General features: G+C 65.7%; 16 protein-coding genes and 1 pseudogene. 8 read left to right on the forward strand and 9 right to left on the reverse strand.

The window, feature by feature from the left end; translation table 11 throughout:
- Positions 1–19: 19 nt before the first annotated feature.
- Complete coding sequence (locus tag NS1_RS03005) at positions 20–232, reverse strand: hypothetical protein (RefSeq protein WP_157125071.1); 213 nt, start codon at positions 230–232, stop codon at positions 20–22.
- 396 nt (positions 233–628) lie between these two features.
- Between NS1_RS03005 and NS1_RS41280 the strand changes: the two genes are divergently transcribed.
- On the forward strand, positions 629–1,324 hold the full coding sequence (locus NS1_RS41280; RefSeq protein WP_062981275.1) for an NsdA family TPR-like regulatory protein: 696 nt from the start codon (positions 629–631) through the stop codon (positions 1,322–1,324).
- A pseudogene (locus NS1_RS41285) lies at positions 1,249–1,791 on the forward strand (NsdA family TPR-like regulatory protein); the annotation flags it as partial. The gene NS1_RS41280 and the pseudogene NS1_RS41285, both read left to right, overlap by 76 nt.
- On the opposite strand, the gene NS1_RS03025 reads toward NS1_RS41285, so the two are convergent.
- The gene (locus tag NS1_RS03025; protein WP_062981279.1) at positions 1,767–2,300 is read right to left on the reverse strand and encodes an NUDIX hydrolase; all 534 of its coding nucleotides are present in this window, start codon (positions 2,298–2,300) and stop codon (positions 1,767–1,769) included. The pseudogene NS1_RS41285 and the gene NS1_RS03025 sit on opposite strands and share 25 nt — an antisense overlap.
- A gap of 33 nt (positions 2,301–2,333) precedes the next feature.
- A complete protein-coding gene (locus tag NS1_RS03030; protein WP_062981281.1) occupies positions 2,334–3,047 on the reverse strand; it encodes a class I SAM-dependent methyltransferase in 714 nt (237 codons plus the stop codon).
- Between the two features lie 338 nt (positions 3,048–3,385).
- Here NS1_RS03030 and NS1_RS03035 point away from each other — a divergent pair, with 338 nt between their 5' ends.
- Entirely contained in the window at positions 3,386–3,826 is a 441-nt protein-coding gene (locus NS1_RS03035; RefSeq protein WP_062981283.1) for a hypothetical protein, read from the forward strand.
- 34 nt (positions 3,827–3,860) lie between these two features.
- On the opposite strand, the gene NS1_RS03040 is transcribed toward NS1_RS03035, so the two are convergent.
- On the reverse strand, positions 3,861–4,982 hold the full coding sequence (locus tag NS1_RS03040) for an acyl-CoA dehydrogenase family protein (protein ID WP_062981285.1): 1,122 nt from the start codon (positions 4,980–4,982) through the stop codon (positions 3,861–3,863).
- Positions 4,983–5,072: 90 nt separating this feature from the next.
- Between NS1_RS03040 and NS1_RS03045 the strand changes: the two genes are divergently transcribed.
- Positions 5,073–5,771 (forward strand): winged helix-turn-helix transcriptional regulator, encoded by a 699-nt coding sequence (locus tag NS1_RS03045; RefSeq protein ID WP_062981532.1) that lies wholly within the window; start codon positions 5,073–5,075, stop codon positions 5,769–5,771.
- On the opposite strand, the gene NS1_RS03050 is transcribed toward NS1_RS03045, so the two are convergent.
- Positions 5,741–6,319 carry a hypothetical protein gene (locus NS1_RS03050; RefSeq protein WP_062981287.1) on the reverse strand — a complete coding sequence of 193 codons (579 nt, stop codon included), beginning with the start codon at positions 6,317–6,319 and terminating at the stop codon, positions 5,741–5,743. The two genes, NS1_RS03045 and NS1_RS03050, sit on opposite strands and share 31 nt — an antisense overlap.
- Before the next feature lie 129 nt (positions 6,320–6,448).
- Between NS1_RS03050 and NS1_RS03055 the strand changes: the two genes are divergently transcribed.
- On the forward strand, positions 6,449–6,688 hold the full coding sequence (locus NS1_RS03055) for a hypothetical protein (protein WP_056819678.1): 240 nt from the start codon (positions 6,449–6,451) through the stop codon (positions 6,686–6,688).
- A 108-nt stretch (positions 6,689–6,796) separates the two neighbouring features.
- A complete protein-coding gene (locus tag NS1_RS03060) occupies positions 6,797–7,999 on the forward strand; it encodes a site-specific integrase (RefSeq protein WP_062981289.1) in 1,203 nt (400 codons plus the stop codon).
- Positions 8,000–8,044: 45 nt separating this feature from the next.
- Here NS1_RS03060 and NS1_RS03065 read toward each other — a convergent pair whose 3' ends face one another.
- From NS1_RS03065 to NS1_RS03075, 3 genes are all read right to left on the reverse strand, one after another.
- Entirely contained in the window at positions 8,045–8,887 is an 843-nt protein-coding gene (locus NS1_RS03065; protein WP_063816061.1) for an SGNH/GDSL hydrolase family protein, read from the reverse strand.
- Positions 8,888–9,111: 224 nt separating this feature from the next.
- Positions 9,112–10,101: a LacI family DNA-binding transcriptional regulator gene (locus tag NS1_RS03070; protein WP_062981293.1), complete on the reverse strand. Its 990-nt coding sequence runs from the start codon at positions 10,099–10,101 to the stop codon at positions 9,112–9,114.
- A 67-nt stretch (positions 10,102–10,168) separates the two neighbouring features.
- On the reverse strand, positions 10,169–10,651 hold the full coding sequence (locus tag NS1_RS03075; RefSeq protein ID WP_062981295.1) for a nitroreductase family deazaflavin-dependent oxidoreductase: 483 nt from the start codon (positions 10,649–10,651) through the stop codon (positions 10,169–10,171).
- 452 nt (positions 10,652–11,103) lie between these two features.
- Here NS1_RS03075 and NS1_RS03080 point away from each other — a divergent pair, with 452 nt between their 5' ends.
- Both NS1_RS03080 and NS1_RS03085 read left to right on the forward strand, forming a co-directional pair.
- Positions 11,104–12,426, forward strand: a complete 1,323-nt coding sequence (locus tag NS1_RS03080) for a family 1 glycosylhydrolase (protein WP_062981297.1) — start codon at positions 11,104–11,106, stop codon at positions 12,424–12,426.
- A 38-nt stretch (positions 12,427–12,464) separates the two neighbouring features.
- A complete protein-coding gene (locus NS1_RS03085) occupies positions 12,465–13,187 on the forward strand; it encodes a TetR/AcrR family transcriptional regulator (protein ID WP_062981299.1) in 723 nt (240 codons plus the stop codon).
- Between the two features lie 17 nt (positions 13,188–13,204).
- On the opposite strand, the gene NS1_RS03090 is transcribed toward NS1_RS03085, so the two are convergent.
- A complete protein-coding gene (locus tag NS1_RS03090) occupies positions 13,205–14,203 on the reverse strand; it encodes an AurF N-oxygenase family protein (protein ID WP_062981301.1) in 999 nt (332 codons plus the stop codon).
- Positions 14,204–14,232: the final 29 nt, after the last annotated feature.

The following is a 14,232-nucleotide window of genomic DNA, read 5'->3' on the forward strand; positions in this document are numbered from 1 at the left end:
ATGTCCCAGCACGGGGGCTTCATTCCGGTAGTTCCAGGGCGCTGATGCCTCGCGCGGTCGGCCACCATCGGTCGGTCCGCTGCCCGTGTCGACGACGAATCATCCCCTTGGCATGAAGTTGTCCCAGATACTGCTCGGTGCGAAACCGGTTGTGCTGCAGAGCCTTCACGAGATCCTCCGATGTGCAACCAGCGATCGGCTTGTCCCACAGGACAACAGCGGCGAGGATCATGGTCTCGCACCTCGTCAGCGCCGGGGAGTTGACGACCATCGTCAAGATCTCGCTTGCTGAGCCCGCTCGTCGAGCACCATCCGCTTCAGCTCGACCAACGTATTCCGGGCGCGTCGACGAGCGCGGCAGGTGTCGACCTCACACTCCAAGTGGATTTGCATCACTTTGTGTGCATTTTCGGCCGTGAGTGGACCAGGGTCGCGGTTGCAGAACAAGAGAACGTTCACGGTGGCCCCATCGTTGGATCGGCAGGCTCCAGGGTTGCTGGGCCGAAACCAAGCACACCGTGGCGGACGCCAATGCGGAAGGCGCGTGTCCGGGGCGGATGTGTGCAGAGGGGGTGTGCGCGAGAGGGAATTCCTGGCTACGGCGTTCACCCGGTGCCACACTCCATAGATGGGACGCCACCCGAAGCAACCCAACCGCCAGCTGCAGGAACTCGTCGACGAGACGGGCGTGCTCCGAAAGAGTCTGGCCCGACGCGTTGTCGAACGTGGTCGCACGGTGGGCGTCGACCTCGCCTACGACCACACCTCGGTCGGACGGTGGCTCGCGGGTGAGCAGCCCATTCCACCCGCGCCCTCGCTCATCGCGGACGTGATGAGCGAGTTGACCGGTCGCCGAATCACGTCCGCCGACTGCGGGATGACAGGATCCGAGTCAGCCGACCTCGGTTTGGAATTTTCCTTGTCGCTCGCCGAGGCCACTGCCGCCGCGACCGCCCTGTGGCGCAGTGACGTCGAATGCAGGAGGTTCCTGCGCGACTCTGCCTATGCCGTTGCGGTCTACCCGGCTGCGACAATGCGATGGTTGACACTGCCTGGACCTGAGCACCCGGTGTCCTCGACCGGGTACCGCCGGATCGGCCAGGCAGATGTCGATGCGGTCCGGACGATGACCACGGCGTTCGTCGAACTGGATAACCGGGTCGGTGGCGGGCGTATCCGCTCCACTGTCGTGCATTATCTGCACACGTCTGTCGCGCCGATGCTGCACGGCACCTACACCGAGGATGTCGGGCGCCGCCTGTACGCAGCGTCGGCAGAGCTGCCCGAACCGCGGGTTCGCCGACCTTGGAGGCCGGGTGTCTGATGGTGGAAGCCCATGGCCATGCCGCCCGCTTCGACCGGTCGACCTGCACCACCACCCTGGCATCAGCTGAGCGGGCATTCGGTCGCGCAGACCCGCATCGACCGAGGTGGCTCAGTTACCTCGATACCGCGTACATGTCGGCCATCACGGCGCACTGCTTCCGCGACCTGGGTGACCACAAGCGGGCGTCGGAGTTGGCATTCGATTCGCTGAACATGAGCGAGGGATACCTGCGTGGGCGCGCGTTCAATCTGTGTTTACTCGCGTCCAGCCTCGCAGCCGACGACCCTCGCGAAGCTGTCAATATCGGCGACCAGGCACTCGAGCTGGCCGGCGAGGTGGAGTCGAAGCGGACCGGCGCGTACTTGCGTGATGTCCGTGCCCGCCTCGCACCCCACGACACGATCCCCGAAGTGGCGGAATTCCGTCAGCGGGTAAGAACTCAGGCGAGCGCCAGCGCCCGGTAGATCCCGACTACGGTCGCCGCGCCGACGATCTCGCCGCGACTGATCATCGCCTCTGCCTCGCGTAGGGAGAACCACCGGACCTCGACCGCTTCGTTGATGTCGGGCGCCGCGCCGGTGGGCTCGGCACCGCGTGCGAGGTAGATCTCCTGCGGCTGGTCGAGTGTGCCGATCGCGGGCTGGTAGGTGACGAGATGCTCCATCGACGTCGGCCGCCAGCCGGTCTCCTCCTCCACCTCCCGGGCCGCTGCCGCGGCGACATCCTCCGCACCGTCGACATAGCCACCGGGGACTTCCCACACCCACTGATCGATGATGAACCGGTGGCGCCGCATGAGCAGCACCTCACGGGATCGGTTGAGTACCAACGTCATCGCGCACCGCGGCATCTTCGCGACGTACTGCGTGAACCTCACACCGTCGGGAAGCTCGATATCGACGGTTTTGAGTTGGATGTGGCGGTTCTCGTCCACCAGATGCTCGCCGAGGATCTTCCACTGCGTGTCACTCACACATTTGACGGTAGCCGCCGATGAGCGCGCCGACTAGGTCGGCACCTGGCAGACCAGCATCTCGTGTGCGCCCGCCTGGAACTCGTATTCGACCTCCACGATTCGGCCCCGGATACCGGAGTACGACAGATCCGCGAGCAACTGATCGAGCTGCGGGTACCGGGCCGACGAACCGATGGGCGTCAAGGGAAACAGTCGGACTTCGGTCGTGGCGACCCGTGCCAACTCGATGATCGACTGGTGGTGGAAGGTGTAGTCCAGGTCGTCGGCGTAGCTGAAGAGCAGGTGTGAGCTCAGGGCGAGGTCGAAGGTGTTGTCGGCGAACGGGAGTGTGGGGAGACGGGCCGGGATGTAGCACTCGGGGGACGTGCGGGTGTGGGTGGCGAAATGTTGGGCCGACTCGCGACGGGCGCGTCGGTGTTCGTCGGGGTCGGCGAAGAATGTCCAGCGGTAGGCGTCGGCGTGCTGGCGAACGTATTCGTTGCCGCGGTCTGCTTCGGCGACCGCGGTGGCAGCCACACGTTCGACGCCGTTGTCGAAATAGGCTGTGTCGCAGGCAGTGACATCACCGCCGCGTTCCATGACTTCGGCGGCGAATCCTGCCGCACCGCCCGGACAGTCCAGAATTCGGCGCCCGAGGTCGTCGTCGGTGAGCGCGAACATCGCCTGGTACTCGCCGAGGGAGCGAGAGCTGACGAGAATCTCGCCGAACCCGCCGGTTCCCGCGGACTTGTCGTTGTCGATCATGGTCGTCCTCCTGTTTCCGGGACCGCCACGGAGGCCGGAACAGCTGTCTTCACGACAGATTCGGCCGCTTGGGGGCGGCCGAGCACAACTCGGTCAGCCGCTAGGTCAGCGGCCACCACAGTTGCGCGAACATCAACACCCGGTGATTGAATCATGTCGGTGTACTGTCGACTATGCGAAATTCGTCGCTATAGCGGATCATATGGCGGTGAATCAAGATCTTCTGCGGTCTCGGGCGGCGGAATTCGCCGCCGAAAACGTGTGCATGCCCGACCGAACCGGTCGCGAGCGGGCCATTTCGCACCTCGCGAACCGACCGACCCCGGCGGCTGCCTGACATGGAAACCACCGAACTCGCGGCCGATCTGGACGAGCGCCAGTTCGCGCGGTACGAATGCCCCTGTTGCGACAAGCCGATCGAGCGCACTTGGAACATGATCACCCGCGATGGGATCGCTTACGCGGCGTACTTCGCCAACAGCTACCACCACACGGGTCAGGCCCATGACACCTGGATCGACGTCATCCTGGGCACCTGGGATTCCGACACCGCCGACGATCACGTGACTTTCGGTTGCCGGGTCGGGCCGGTGCAGAACAATCCGAACCCTGCGGCGACCCTGGTCCAGGCCTGCTTGGACGGATCAGCCGATGACGTCCACGGTGTGGTGCTCTCGCGTGCGGACGGTTTGGTCCACCCTCGCCTTCCGGAGTTCTGGAGTGTCGTCGACTATGTGCTGGCCAACGACCCGACCGTCTCGGACCACCTGTACGGGTAGCCGAGGGGCCATCCACCACGGATGACCCGTCACCTCAGCCGAGGGGGTTGTGCCCCAACAGAACTCGCCCGCTGAAGCGGGTCTGTTTGGCACGGGGCAGGGGGTGGAATTGGCAGCCGTGGATGTCGCGGTAGAGGCGTTCGAGGTCGCAGGCGCGGGAATAGCCTGCGCCGCCGGTGGTTTCGATTGCCAGTCGGACGGTGGTGATCAGGGCGTCGGACGCGACGGTCTTGCGGCTGAGGGTGCGGGCGGCGTAGGTGTCGGTGTTGGGGAAGTTCAGGTTCTCGGAGTCGGTGAACATGGCGGTGATGAGGTCCTCGGCGGTGGTGTAGGCGTTGAGCATTTCACCGGCCGACTGGATCGTGTGGGCCTCGGAACGGCCCGCCAGCAGGTGCGCGGTGAGATCGACGGCTGCGTCCGCGACGCCGAGATAGGCGGCCAGTACCAGGGGAAGGGCGGCGCCGATCACCACATTCAGCACCGGCGGCCACGGACCGGCGGGGCGGGTCATCGAGATCGCGGCGTCGGGCACGAAGACGTCGTCGAGGACGACGGTGTGCGAGCCACTCGCGCGGAGACCGAACGAATCCCAGGTCTTGTCGATGCTCACCCCCGCGGCAGACAACGGGATGGCGAAATGCAGCACCTCGTCGTCGTAGCGAACGCTGGTGACGAGCACGTCGCCCACCTCACACCCACTCGAGGGCGCCTTGCGCGCACTCACCCGATACCCACCGTCGACGCGCACCGCCTGCCCGTTGGACTCGACCCAATCCGAGGCCCCGGTGCTGACCAGGATCGCCCCGCCTGCCACCTTCGCGAACACCGCCGAAGCGTCCACCCCATGGTTGTGCCGCCACACCTGCGCGGCCACCAGGTGCGAATGCATCGCGAACGCGACAGCTGTCGACGGATCGTGGCTGCCGAGTTCGCGCAGGATCTGCCCCATCTCCTGATGGGAGGCACCCCCGCCGCCGAACTCGACCGGCACGAGCGCTGCCGACAGACCGCTCGACCGCAACCGGTCGAACGCGGCGACGGAGATCTCACCGGTGCGGTCCCGTTCGGGGACCTCGAGACGCAGGGTTTCACCGATCTCGCGAGCCAGTGCGACCCGGTCGGTGCTGGACGTGGTGTCAGAAATTGTGGAAGTCATGTTTCGAAGGTAGGAAGCGCCGCGATAACCAGATAGTCCAGAAAGTGGACTCTCCCGGTCCTGAAAGTGGACCCCGTCGGTGAGGTGACCATGACAACCACGACCGTAGGCTACGGCCAGTACTGCCCGATCTCGCGCGCGCTCGACGTGCTCGGCGAACGGTGGTCGTTGCTCATCCTGCGCGACCTGTTCGTCGGCACCACCCGCTTCAACGACCTCGCTCGCGGCCTACCCGGCCTCTCACGCAGCCTGCTCGCCAAACGCCTGCGCCAGTTCGAACGCGCCGGACTGATCGAGAAGCTCGGCACCGAACACTTGCTCACCGAAGCGGGCAGCCAACTCGAGCCGATCCTGTTCGGCCTCGGCGAATGGGGTGCGCGCTGGACCTTCGGCGAACCGCAGGAAGAAGAGCTCGACGCGGCGCTGCTGGTTTGGTGGATGCACACCAGGCTCGACACCTCCATGCTGCCCGGACGACGACAGGTGCTGCATGTCCGGTTCACCGACGACATCCGTCGGTTCTGGATCGTGGTCGAAGCCGCCGTCGCCTCGGTGTGCGAAACAGACCCCGGCTATCCAGTCGACGTCACCATCAATGCCGACGTCGCGGGCCTGTACGAGGTGTGGTTGGGGCGCATGCCGCTCACCCATGCGCAGCACACCGGACGGATCAGGTTCACCGGTCCACCCGCGATCACCCGCCGGATGCCTGCCGTCCTGCGATTGAGCCCGGTCGCCGGATATGTCGCCGCGACGGCTCAGCCTGGTCCGGTAGCGCGCGCTTCGTGATCGGGACCGGTGCGCGCGGCAATCCGCATCGCCCAGCGGTACAGCTGTTCGGGATCTCCGAGCGTCGCTCGCGCTGCGGGCCGAACCAGGACGCCGTTAGCGGCGGACAACAGATCGTACAGGCCCAGATGCACCCATTCCCACAACATGCTGTCGAAGTTGTACGACATCATCGCCCGCTCGACGCGCTCCCGGATGTCGGTGACCTCCTGCGGCGCGATCCCCGACCGATGCAGTCGTGCCTCGGTAGCGCGCTGATCGTCGTCCTCGAACGAGGTATCGAGGAACGGCTCCAGCAGATCCGCCCAGATATCGCCACGCCGACGCACGGCAATCTCGGTGCGCCGACAGAACTCGGCGAGGGCCGGCGCATCGGCCGCGAGCACGAACAGCGTCTCCCCCGAGACAGTGCGAAGTTCCGGCGGAAACGCGCGCGGATCGGCATCGGCGATCTCCGAAACCGTTAGCACGCCATCGGGATACACCGATGCGCCCGCGAAAGGATAGTCGACAAACTGAATCTCTGTGTCGCCGATGACCGCCCGCATCGCCCCATGATGGCGGCCCGAAAGCACCTGGACCGGCAGTCATGAACTATATCGAACAAAACGTGGCAGTAATCACTACTTGGCCCGCGATGTTGGCAACGGCCGTAACCAAAACGTTAGGGTTCATTCATGGTACGTACCGGAGCAGTAACCTCAGAGCCGTACGAACCGAGTGTTCCTCTGCCCCAACAGCATCCGGTACGACTCGAGCTCGTCAGCGAAGCGCCCGCCACCACCGGCGCACCGACCGAGGAGGTCGACGAGCACTTCCCGCGCCTCGGCGACACCAGTTTCCTGACCGGCGCGGCCCGACACCGCCTCGCCGCCTACATCCACACCCAGCTCGCCGAACTCGAAGAGATGCCGTGACCTCACACCCATGACCACGCGTCCCCACGTCATCGCACCCGCGCACGACTAGGCTGCAACGCCAGGAGTCATCGGCGACACAGCGATTCACGCGAGGAGTGGCGAGGTTTGAGCGACGCATCGGTCGTGCTTCCCGAACAGGTCCGCACCGAACTACGCCGCGGAGTGCGCAGCGTCCTGGTCGACACCGCGGCCCTACGCCTGGTCCGTGAACGCTTCGACGACAATCAAGCAGGCGCACTGCGCCGCTACCTCGAAGCGTCCCAATCGGCGAACACCCTGCGCGCCTATCGAACAGACTGGATCGCCTGGGCGGGCTGGTGCGCGATCGAACAGCGCCAAGCGCTCCCCGCAGACCCGCTCGATGTGGCCGTCTACCTGGCGGCCTCCGCCGACGCCCGGCGAGAAAACGGCACATGGGCCTTCAGCCCGGCCACCCTCGATCGCAAGTCCGCCGCCATCGCCGCAGTCCACGCCGCCAACGGACTCCCCTCACCGACCCGTTCCGACGTCGTCCGGCTCACCCTGCGCGGTATCCGTCGCACCCGCCGCACCCCACCGACCCGCAAACGGCCGGTCCTGCTGCACACCCTCGACCAACTTCTCGCCGAGCTCCCCGCGCGCGACTGGCCCACCGAACCCGCGCGCCGCCGCGACGCGCTGGCACTGCTGGTCGGTTTCGCCGGCGCTCTGCGGCGCAGCGAACTCGCGGGCCTACGCATCAGCGACGTGCACGTGCGCACCGACCACACCACCGGCGAACCACTGCTCGTCGTTCACCTGCCGACAACGAAGACCGACCCGACCGGCGTCGCCGAACAGCGCATCGCCCTGCCTCGCGGCAAACATCCACGCACCTGCCCGATCTGCGCGTTCGCCGACTGGGTCCGGCTTCTGGAAGTCCACGCCGACACCGGCGACGCGGGGGCGCGCACCTGGACGACGAACAACCTCGCGGCCGACACCACGATCCACCGCTGCCACGGCTTCACCGGAACCCGCCTCAGCACCGACGAAGACCGCCCGCTGTTCCCCACGATCAACCGACACGGCTCGATCAGCGACACCGCCCTGTCCGGCCGGGCCGTCGCCGAACTCGTCAAGCGCTACGCGGCCCGCGCGGGCCTGGACCCCGACCTGTTCTCCGGGCACTCCCTACGCGCCGGCTTCGCCACCCAAGCCGCCCTCGGCGGAGCCAGCGACCGCGAGATCATGCGCCAGGGCCGCTGGTCCAACCCCCGCACCGTCCACGGCTACATCCGCACCGCGAACCCACTCGAAGACAACGCCGTCACCAAACTCGGCCTATGAACCCGAGTGACTGCCGGCAAGCGGTCCGGCTCCGCAGTTCTCGTATCAATTGACGGTCAACGCCTCATACGCTTTCGCGGCCATATACTCCCGGCCCAGTCGAGTCGGATGGAAGAACGTGCCTCCCTCTCCGGGTTCGAGTCCGACCAACGACACATAGCGTTGCCCCACAGGGGCGCAGATCGAATGATCTCCCTCGGAGTCGGGATCGACAAAGGTGAAACCCGCTCGGTCAGCGGCCGCCGCGACTGTGTCGTTGAGTGCTTTCTGCGCGCGGATGTTGAAGGCGATGGCCGTCGGGCCGGCGATCGGATCGATGAAGCAGCCGGTGGGGTCCTCGGGCAGGATATTCAGATAGCCGAGCACGGCAACCTCGGCGTTGGGGGCGTGTTGTCCGATCGCGGCGTACGCGGCGTCCAGTCGCGCCGGAAGTCTCGTGAGCGCGTCCGCAGCCTGGTCTCGTAAGGCCTGCGTGCAGGTGGCGGCGAGGAAGCAGTTGCTGATCACCGAGACGAACAGGTTCTCGTCGTTGCCGCCGATGGAGACCGCGACGAACTCGGTGGCGGCGGACAACCCGTCCACCTGTGGGCCCATCGGTGATACCTGCGTGATGTCGGCGGAGACAGCGCCTCCGCAGCCCCAGTCGCCGAAGGTGGTCTGTGGCATCTTCGCGGCGATGAGTCGCGCGACGCTGTCGGTGGCCTGAATGCACGGTCCGATGAGCGAGCCCCCGAAGGAGCCGCTGTCGATATAGGAGTCGCCGATTGCGACGAATTCGGCGCCAGGTCGGTGAGAAGGGTCCCCCGGCGCGGCGGACGTCAGCGCCGCCGGGGACAACAGCAGTCCCGCCGCGGCAAGGAGTAATACACGGTGTGCAACGTTGCGCATCGTTCGGATCACCTCTGGGTCGAATCGGTTGGTCAACGCAGAATCAGGCGATGGTGTCTACCGATTCCGCGATCAGGGTGCGACCAATAGCCATTGCCGGACTGCAACGGCAGGCCGACTAATACGTATTAGGTCCATTGAGGCTAACAGTGAGTAAGAACCTTCGAAGGGAGAATCGAGCACGAAATATCCACGGCTGGATCGTCGTGGCACTACAGCGAGGGTTAGGACGACCCGCGGTGAACCAACGCCAGCGCATCCGTCGCGACCGCGCGCACCTGGGCCGCGCCGCCTTGTGCCAGATCGACGATGGCGCCGGCGAGACTCCCGGCGGGAACCGTCAGATCGATGCCGATAGTGGTCAACGTGGGCACTGTCAGAGCGCCGATCGTCTCACTGTCGACCCCGATGATCGCCAGATCTCCAGGAACATCGAGGCCACGCAACCGGCACGCACCCAGGACAGCCACGGCCACAACATCGTTGAACGCCGCCACTGCCGTCACCGGCGGCTCGCTCTCGACCCAACGCGTCAACGCGTCAGCGGCCCCGTCCAGCGAGTAATCCATGCTCGCCACCACCGGCTCCGGGAGCCCGAGCAGCCGGCACTGTTCGCGAGCGCCTTCCAGCCGAGGCAGACAGAACGGCTGATCCTGTGGCGTTTCGACCGCGGCGAACCCGATCACCTGATGCCCACGATCGGCCAAGTGCCGCACCTGCATTCGCCCGATCTCGCGCTGATCGAGTCCGGCGACCGAGGCATCCTCGGACCCCAGAACGCCATCGATGACCGGCACCCCCGACTTCACCAACGCCTGCTTGTCGGCCTCGGGAAGAACTGTCGCGGAAACGACGATGGCCGGGTCCAGATGTTGACACACAGCACTCACCCCACCTGCCAGCCCGGTCAACTCGAGGAACACGCACGTGAACCCCTGCGCCTGCAAAGCGGTCGTCACCTCGCGTTTGAACCGCGCGAACGGCTCCGACACCGGAGCATCCGCCAAGAGGAACACCACTACCTGGCTGCGGCCGCTGCGCAATGCCCGAGCGACCGCCGACGGCGCATAGCCGAGCCGCTGTGCGGTATCGAGGACCAGTCGCCGCGTGGTCTCCGAAATCCCGAATTCGTTCTTGCCGTTCAGCACGAAACTCACCGTCGTCTGTGAGACTCCGGCTTCTCGAGCGACATCCAGACTGGTGATCCGCGCCAAGGCTCCTCCTGGCCGCCCAAGGTATCAGCTAGTGATCGCCGAGCAGATCATCCCCGAGGTCTTGGGGTCAGGCGATCCGGTCGAGTCGGAAGATGCGGAACTCACGACCACCCGAGAGCTGGAATTCCATCTCGTAGCCCGGCCAGAACTCGACGGCCTGGTCCCACACGCGCTTGCGATCGACACCGGTGATCTCGGCGACGGTCACCGGGAACGCGGAACTGCCACCGAATCGAGCCGATGCCGTGCGGGCCGCGCGCAGGTTCGCCGACCAGGCCGGATGCTCCGGTTTGCCCCAGTTCGACCCGACCAAATAGAAGCCGTCACCATCGGGCACGCAGAGCAGCGAGGTGGTTCGCGGCTGTCCCGATTTACGCCCGACCACCGTGATCTCGATCGATGGGAGCCCTGCCAGGTCGAGTACACCCCACCGACCGCCACTGAGCCTGCGCAACAACCGCTCGGTCGGCAGGACTACGCCGGCGCCACGCATCACCCAGGGCTGTGTCGCGAACACGCGCGCAAAGCCTGGCAAGGGATTGAAAACCATCCACGAATCCTGGCTCGAGCGAACCGAGTACGCCCACTCACGATGCTGCGCTGAGAGGCAACTCACTCGACGTGCTGGACGACCGATCGCCGCACGTGCCCTGCTGTGCGACACCGTGGTGCCGGTGGAGTTCGGCGCGGGCGAAGATCCGGAACCTGCATGCGTACTGGTTCGACACCGGTCGCGCAGTTGCCGTCGATTTAACGACGTGACGCAACCCCTCCCCTGTCTTTGCTGGTGAGTGGTTGTTCGGTTCGAACATGTTGTGAACTGAACCGGTCCGATCAATACCAAGAGGGAGAAACATATTGAGATGCGCATATCTACGTAACTCCATGTACTTTCTGAAAGTGACAGGCTCCATGCCCGCCGCTCCGCCCCACTTCCCCCGCACGACTACCTCGATGTCGCACACTGAACTCCCCTCCCCTCCCTCAGACCCCAGGAGTGCCATGCCCTCCCCCACTGGTCGCCGAATCCTCGCCGCAGTTGCTCTCACCGCCGCGGCCCTGCTCACGACCAGCACCTCCCCTGCCCTGGCGCGACCACCAGCGCCGGCCCAGCTGGCACCACTCGGGCCCGAATTTCTCTGGGGGGTGGCAGCTTCCGGATTCCAGGTCGAAGGTGATGCGCCGGACAGCAATTGGCGCCGGTATGTCGAATCCGGGACCACCGACGATCCTTATCTGAACTCGGTCGACTTCCGGAATCGCTACCGCTCCGATATCGCGCTCGCCGCGAAACTCGGTGTGCGCGTGTACCGCATCGGCATCGAGTGGGCCCGGGTCCAACCGCGACCCGGCGTTTGGGACGAGGCGGCACTCGCGTTCTACGACGACGTCGTCAGCGCGATCACCGAGGCGGGGATGCGGCCGATGTTGACGCTCGATCACTGGGTGTACCCGGGCTGGGCGGCCGACCGCGGCGGCTGGCGCGATCCGGAGATCGTCGCCAACTGGCTGTCCAACGCGCGCGTGGTCGTCGACCGGTTCGCCGACGCGGATCCGCTGTGGGTGACGTTCAACGAGCCTACGTTCTACATAGTCAACGATCTGCGCCACGGCGGCATCGGCGCGGCCGACATTCTCACCATGGGTGAACGAATCGCCCAGGCGCACAACAGCATCTACGACTATATCCACGCCGTACACCCCGGCGCCCAGGTGACCAGCAATGTCGCCTACGTCCCCACTGTCGACGACGCGGTCAGCGGACCGCTGCTCGACCGGATCTCGGCGCGCCTGGACTACATCGGCATCGACTACTACTACGGCTTCTCCCCCACCCAGCTACAGATTCCCGATCCGGACCGCCTCTGGACGATGCCGCTGCAACCCGAAGGCATCTACTACGCGCTCGACCACTTCGCGCGGAAGTTCCCCGGTCGCCCGCTCTACATCGTCGAGAACGGCATCCCCACCGAGAACGGACTCCCCCGCGCCGACGGCTACACGCGGGCGGACTCACTGCGCGACACCGTCTACTGGCTCCAGCGCGCCGTCGCCGACGGCATCCCGCTGATGGGCTACAACTACTGGAGCCTCACCGACAACTACGAATGGGGCTCCTACACTCCACGTTTCGGCCTCTACACGGTCGACGTCCTCACCGACCCGACTCTGACTCGCACGCCCACCGACGCGGTCGCCGCCTACCGTGCGATCACCGCGGCGGGCGGCGTCGCCCCCGATTACCGGCCGACGCGCCCCGTCGCCGTGTGCTCGCTCGTCGACGGTCTCGCCAGTTGCACCGATCCGGTGTCGGTCCCCCGGTAGAGGTTTGAACCGCCGATGCTTGCTCTACACTCGGGCGGGTGTCGAGCACAGCGTCACACCCAGCCGGCGCCGTGAGCGGCAGGCAAGCCCGATGGCAGCCGCACAACGACAGCCGCCGGGAGCGAATCGTGCTGGCCGCGGTCGAGCTGATCGAACAGGCGCCCGCCGGCGTCGAGGTGCCGATCATCCAGATCGCCGAGCACGCGGGGCTCGCGAAATCGGTGGTCTACCGGCAATTCGCCGGCCGCGACGAGCTCGATCGCCGGATCAGGAGCGAGATCGCCGACCGGTTCGTCGCCGATATCGAAGACGCCCTCGACATCGCCGAGGGATCGATCCACGAAATCCTGGTTCGCACGATCGGCGGCGTCGTCGATTGGATCCAGGACCATCCCCGGCTACACGAGTTCCTGCGGACAGGTCCATCGGAGACCGATCCCGATATCGACGCGATGAGCGCGCTGATCGACACCCTCGCGGGTTCGACCAGGGCGCTCGTCACGGGCTTGGCCGGTGTCGTGGGCGTGACCGACGAGGCCTCGGCCGACACGATGACCTTCGCCATCGTCTCGATGACCGAGGCCACCGTCACCCGCTGGGCCAACGACCCCGGTCCGGCGCTCACCAGGGACCAGCTGATCGAGGAAGTCGCCTCCTACGCCTGGCACGTCGTGGACGGCGTCGCCCGCCGCCACGGCCTGAACCTCGATCCCGACAAGCAACTCACCGAGATCATCACCCAGCTGGTCGCCGGCGGCTGATCGCCGGCGACGTCAGCTCAGGCGACGCGCCGAGCGCTGCGTTCGGGCTCGCTACGGTAGCGCGACACGGGCCCGTCGATGCCGAACTTGCGCCACAGCCACTTGGCGGTCGGGTTCATCAGACCGAGGTCATTGGCCAGTTTGCGCATATCGCCGAAGTAGCCCGACAGGATCTGCTGGGAATGCTCCGACTTCCAGAACGCCTGCTCGATGACCTCGCGCGGAATATCGAACTCGCGCTCGAACGAACGCGGCGGCGCCATGATCTCGCTGGCCAGCCAGCGCATCGCGATCGGGAAGGCCACCGAGCAGACGCCACGATTGAACTTGCCCATCCGCCCGATATGCGCGGTGAGGAAGTCACCGGCGAAGGAGATGTGACGCGCTTCCTCGGCGATATGGATCTCCATGGTGCGCAACACCATCGGCGGCATCGTCGCACCCGCGCGGATCACGGCCTTCTGATAGTGATCGATCGGTTCCTCGCCGCCGAGGATCCCGATGAACAGGATCGTGTGGGCGTAGCCGCCCGCCACACCGATCAGCGGCGACAACGCGCGAAACATCGGCCGCATGCCGGGCACGTCGACGTCGATGCGGTTGACCAGCTCCTGGAACATCTGGATGTGGTTGCACTCTTCGGTCATCTCGTGCAAGCAGTACCGGAACTCGGGCGACCCGTTCGGCAGCTTCATGATGTATTGCATCATTCCGCGGATCAGGATGCTCTCGAAGGCGGCGCCGACCTTGATCGAATTGGCGGTGCGCCATTTGCCGATCGCAATGCGCCGGTCCAGGGGTTGATCGCGGTACCACTGTGTCGCGCCGAGCGGGTCGATCTCGGGCGAGAGAACCCACCGCACGTCGTTCGGGTCAAGGGCGAGCTCGGGCGAATCCCAGTCGATATCGAGGTAGGGATCGAAATGGCGGTCGACAGACCCCTGTGACAGGGTTGCCAGCGCCTCTCGGTACTCCTCGGTAATGGGTCCACCACGGCTCGATTCGGTCAGCGTCATCGGTGCCTCCTCGGTTCGCGTGCGGCGCG

Origin of the sequence: Nocardia salmonicida NBRC 13393 (assembly GCF_001613085.1) — a bacterium.
GTDB classification, from domain to species: domain Bacteria; phylum Actinomycetota; class Actinomycetes; order Mycobacteriales; family Mycobacteriaceae; genus Nocardia; species Nocardia salmonicida.

Coding starts and splice junctions, on each gene's coding strand:
- NS1_RS03005 (WP_157125071.1), bottom strand. CDS start 232: ATGATCCTCGCCGCTGTTGTCCTGTGGGACAAGCCGATCGCTGGTTGC.
- NS1_RS41280 (WP_062981275.1), top strand. CDS start 629: ATGGGACGCCACCCGAAGCAACCCAACCGCCAGCTGCAGGAACTCGTC.
- NS1_RS03030 (WP_062981281.1), bottom strand. CDS start 3,047: ATGATCGACAACGACAAGTCCGCGGGAACCGGCGGGTTCGGCGAGATT.
- NS1_RS03035 (WP_062981283.1), top strand. CDS start 3,386: ATGGAAACCACCGAACTCGCGGCCGATCTGGACGAGCGCCAGTTCGCG.
- NS1_RS03040 (WP_062981285.1), bottom strand. CDS start 4,982: ATGACTTCCACAATTTCTGACACCACGTCCAGCACCGACCGGGTCGCA.
- NS1_RS03045 (WP_062981532.1), top strand. CDS start 5,073: ATGACAACCACGACCGTAGGCTACGGCCAGTACTGCCCGATCTCGCGC.
- NS1_RS03050 (WP_062981287.1), bottom strand. CDS start 6,319: ATGCGGGCGGTCATCGGCGACACAGAGATTCAGTTTGTCGACTATCCT.
- NS1_RS03055 (WP_056819678.1), top strand. CDS start 6,449: ATGGTACGTACCGGAGCAGTAACCTCAGAGCCGTACGAACCGAGTGTT.
- NS1_RS03065 (WP_063816061.1), bottom strand. CDS start 8,887: ATGCGCAACGTTGCACACCGTGTATTACTCCTTGCCGCGGCGGGACTG.
- NS1_RS03075 (WP_062981295.1), bottom strand. CDS start 10,651: ATGGTTTTCAATCCCTTGCCAGGCTTTGCGCGCGTGTTCGCGACACAG.
- NS1_RS03080 (WP_062981297.1), top strand. CDS start 11,104: ATGCCCTCCCCCACTGGTCGCCGAATCCTCGCCGCAGTTGCTCTCACC.
- NS1_RS03090 (WP_062981301.1), bottom strand. CDS start 14,203: ATGACGCTGACCGAATCGAGCCGTGGTGGACCCATTACCGAGGAGTAC.